The 4,427-nt window shown below is 57.1% G+C and carries 3 protein-coding genes; all 3 read left to right on the forward strand.

Features of this window, described 5'->3' with window-relative positions; translation table 11 throughout:
* The first annotated feature begins 51 nt into the window (after positions 1–51).
* The 3 genes from LB551_RS29790 to LB551_RS29800 all read left to right on the forward strand — a co-directional run bounded on the left by LB551_RS29790 (position 52) and on the right by LB551_RS29800 (position 4,126).
* Positions 52–945 carry a sugar phosphate isomerase/epimerase family protein gene (locus LB551_RS29790; RefSeq protein WP_224661388.1) on the forward strand — a complete coding sequence of 298 codons (894 nt, stop codon included), beginning with the start codon at positions 52–54 and terminating at the stop codon, positions 943–945.
* A 318-nt stretch (positions 946–1,263) separates the two neighbouring features.
* Complete coding sequence (locus LB551_RS29795; RefSeq protein WP_140554333.1) at positions 1,264–1,617, forward strand: cupin domain-containing protein; 354 nt, start codon at positions 1,264–1,266, stop codon at positions 1,615–1,617.
* A gap of 931 nt (positions 1,618–2,548) precedes the next feature.
* On the forward strand, positions 2,549–4,126 hold the full coding sequence (locus LB551_RS29800; RefSeq protein WP_224661389.1) for an alpha/beta hydrolase: 1,578 nt from the start codon (positions 2,549–2,551) through the stop codon (positions 4,124–4,126).
* Positions 4,127–4,427 lie beyond the last annotated feature (301 nt).

The raw sequence follows: 4,427 nt of genomic DNA on the forward strand, positions 1-4,427 counted from the left end.
CCCCCCCCCCCCCCCCCCCCCTCCATATCTCGCCGCAAACCGGAGACGATCATGTCGCGCATCGGAATCCATTCTTTCGTCTGGTCGGCGAGTTCGACGCAAGCCGAGCTCGAACGCACGCTGGCCAACACCAAGGAGGCCGGCTTCGACCTGATCGAATTCTCCTATCTCGACCCCGCCAATGTCGATATTGGCGGGCTCGCCAAGCGCATCGCCGATCTCGGCCTCGGCGTGGCGATCAGCATCGGCCTGCCGGCCGACGGCGATATTTCGAGCGCCGACAAGGCAGTCGCCGCGCGCGGCGTCGGGATCCTCAACGACACCATCGCCCTGACGCGCGACCTCGGCGGCCAGAAGGTCGCCGGAATCCTGTCGACCAGTCACGGATTGCAGACCGAGGCGCCGACGCAAGACCAGTGGAACCGCAGCGCCGGGACGCTGGCCAGGGTCGCCGAAACCGCGAAGGCGGCAGGCGTCACGCTCAACCTCGAGATCGTCAACCGCTTCGAGAGCAATCTGCTCAACACCGCCGCGCAAGGGCTGGCCTTCATCGAGGACACCGGCGCCGACAACATCTTTCTCCACCTCGACACCTTCCACATGAACATCGAGGAGGCCGATGTCGGGCTGGCCATCCGCCATGCCGCCGGCAAGATCGGCTATGTCCATATCGGCGAGAGTCATCGCGGTTTCCTCGGCACCGGCAATATCGACTTCGCCGCGATATTCGATGCGCTGACGGCGATCGGCTATACCGACGATCTCAGCTTCGAATCCTTCTCCTCGGAGATCGTCGACGAAAACCTGTCGAAGAAGACCGCCATCTGGCGCAATCTGTGGACGGACAACATGGCGTTGGCCAAGCACGCGCGCGCCTTCATCGGGCTGGGAATGGAAACGGCAAGGCGCAAGGCGGAACTCGTCGCGGGGCGCCACAAGCCCTGAGGATTTCAGACTGACGAGCAGCAGGGACTGCCAAATCGCCCATCCCAGGCGCGGACGCGCCTGGTTCCTGGTGCAAGACCGCGAACTCGGCTTCATTGACTATGAAGGCAGTTAATGCTACAAAGTGCCTATGGTGCTGAGTCGCGCCAATGACCCGCCGAGCAGGCGGGTTTTTTCGTTCAGTGCTCCGTCAAACAGCGCACCGGCGAAGGGCCAGTGAACCCGGATGCGTTGCCCTGGTCCTCATGACGGCATTGCCCATGCCATGCGCATCGGCTATCCGACGGTGCGACAGCGAAGCAGAACGGAGCTCCGGCGATGACGAACAAGACGATCCTGAAATTCGGCACCGTCGAACACGCGGAAGCCGGCGACCTGCCTGGCTGGATCGCGGTCGAGGGTCGGCCGACCATGCAAACCACCGTCCAGCACACGACCGCGGACGGCAAGGTGATCTCAGGAACCTGGCGGGCGTCGCCCGGTACCTATCACGCCACCTACACCGACTATGAGTTCGTGCACATGATCGCGGGCCGCATCATCATCACGCCCGACGGCGGCACGCCGGTGGAAGTCGGCCCCGGCGACGCCTTCGTGGTGGAAGCCGACTTCAAGGGAACCTGGAAGATCATCGAGCCGGTGACGAAACATTTTGTTGTCAGGGTGGGCTGAGGCAGGCCGCGGACAGACAAGCCAGCCGCTCGCCGGCCTTTGATACTCTTCGTCAATCCGGCCATAATCGCATATTCATTCAACTGGCGGGCCGTGGCTGGGGCCCGGTTGGAGCGAATGGGACCGGAATGCCGGCAGGGCGAACGATGTCCGCCTCGCTCATCGTGCCATCGCGTGAGACCCACGGCGAGTAACCCGCAGTCGGAGCACGCGGGACGACGGGACCCGCGGTCATTTCATTGTTTAGTGAGGAAAGCCTTGCAAGCCGGCGTGAGTTCGCCGAGGTGCTGTTTAAGGCAGCCTTGCGCCTTAACTTCGTTGTCCATGTGGCACACCCGCTTGGCGTCCGCTCTACAGGGTGTCTTGTAGGCATCTTTCGCTAAAGCGGCGTCGGTGAGAAAAAGCGATATACAAGCCAAAAGCGCCAGTTGAAGTGACTTTCGATTCCGCATGGTTGTGTTCCCATCGTGAGTGCAGAAGCGCGGTCTTTATATGCGTTAATGCTAAAGAATGGGAATCCACCATAAGGAGGAGGGTGCGAGCACCCGCGCAAAATCGGATGAGCAATGTAGCGCAAAACACGGCTTACATAAGCGCAGTGCTAATCACTGTCTCGCGCACGGCTCAATCAAAAGCGCTAATATAATCCCCGGTTTGTCGAGCTTGTTTCCAATTTTGTGTTGGAGTAACCCAATATCGCTTGGGAACACGAAATGGAGAGGGTCGTCAGGATGCATGCGGGGTAGGTTTTTTCAAGCCGTTTTCCTGAAATACGGAATTGTTCCTTGGCAATACCCGGGAGAGAGACTCTCCGTGTAGAATAAATAACGAAGTCGCGATTACGGACGTTTTATTCCTGATTTGTCGACGGCGCGAGGAATATTCGAGCCGTGATCGAGCAGTTTTAATCTACTTATAAATGAGGGGCGAGATGTCTACCGTGTTTAGACGCGCGTACATCAAACCAGGTTGGTGTTTTCTTCTCGTGGTCACGTCAGTTGCGTTCCTCATTTGCCTGGGGGGTGGGGAGCTCACTGCGGGTGAGTTCAAGAAAACCAGCTGTTGGTTCAAAATTCCCCGGGATCGGGCAATGACGTGTGGGACCGTGAATGTACCAGAAAATCGAAAGAAGACGGGTGGTACCGAGGTCGTCCTGTCCGTGGTCGTATTCGAACCAGACCGCGAACGGCACGAACCGGTAGTGTTTCTCACAGGAGGACCGGGGCAGCCTACCGACATTGCCAATAGCGACGACATCGATGGATGGTGGGAATTCATCAGCGCCCAGAGCTGGATGATCGGACGCCGAGTAATCGTTGCAGATCAGCGGGGTATCGGAAAGTCCGCTCCCGCCTTGGACTGTTCTCAATATTTCAAGCCCGATCATTGGAACGCCATTCTCTCGAACGTTGAGGTCGAAACCACCTTTGGCAAGCTCAAAAAAGATGAAGTTCTTGCATGCAGGACGGCGTTGATCGCAAAGGGCATCGATCTTGATGCCTACAACACTGAGGAGAATGCGGAGGATATTGATGACCTTCGAAAGGCTCTGGGGATAGAAAAGTGGGTTCTCTATGGCGTATCGTATGGCACCAGGCTTGCACTGGACGTGATGAACCGGCACCCCGAAGGGATCTCGGCGAGTATACTGGATTCAGTTGTTCCACTGGACATCAATTATCTGAACGAAGATGGACCTAACCTGGACCGTTCTCTAAAGCTGCTGGAACGAGACTGTGAGGCAGCGAACAGATGCATGAAAAGGATATCAAATGCTGTTCAGGTTATTACAAGACAGCTGGATCGGCAGCCGTTGCTCTTGCGCAGCACAGATAAAGAGGCGCGCTACACATATGTCTCAGGGGCAGATTTCCTCGAACTTATATTCGGCATTTTATACGATCGCGATGCGATCCTGACCCTACCGGAGCTGATCGAGAGGACATACCAACAGGATTTCAGACCCCTGGCGGAGATACTTTTCGATGCTGACGACTTGGAGATCTCCCAAGGTATGGACTTCTCCGTAAGTTGTTCCGACAGCGATCTGCCCGATCTGAATGGCAAGCAGGACAAATACTGGTCGAAATGGGTTGAGCTGAACGACTACTCCTGGGCATGCCCTCTTTGGATGCTTCAGAACGGATCAGCATCGCGGACGCAGCCGCGCCGCACGGACATACCCACTCTTCTGTTGTCAGGAGAATATGATCCGGCAACGCCGACAGCGTGGGCGGACCACGCGGCGAAAACCCTTCCTTTCGGTCAGGTGGTGGTCTTTCGGGGGATCGGACACGACGTCATAGATTCCGACCCGTGCGGGTCGAAAGTAGTTGCTGATTTCCTCGCAAACCCCAAGCTCAAGTTGAAGACTGAATGTGTCGGCGAGATGGGGGCCCCGCAGTTCCCAAGCCCGCCAAAGGAACTGTGGTCGGGGGCGGAGACACTACGCTCACTATCGGCAGATCGCTCCAAGCAGTCTAGGTTGAGACTCCGATTTTGGCACTGAAGTTCTTCTCGAGTCAATTGTGAAAGTCCGCAGTTGGCTACTGGTGAAGTCCATATAAAGCCGAATGCGCGAATAAATTAAATACCAGCTTAGCGCCATTCAAGAACCCCTCTCGTCTTGTGGGTGCAAGTCGCGTGCCTGTCACCTTCGATTGTCAAATGCCGAAAATTCGCAGAAATTCTAGGAGGATCGAACAGTGTTTACGTCTCGTCGTGTATTGCTTTCGGCCTTGGGTGCAAGCATCGCATACGCCGCTTTTGGTGGCATCGCGCGTGCGAAGGGCGGTGGCGGTGGTGGTGGC

The sequence above is a fragment of the Mesorhizobium sp. BR1-1-2 genome (assembly GCF_020165435.1).
GTDB lineage: Bacteria > Pseudomonadota > Alphaproteobacteria > Rhizobiales > Rhizobiaceae > Mesorhizobium.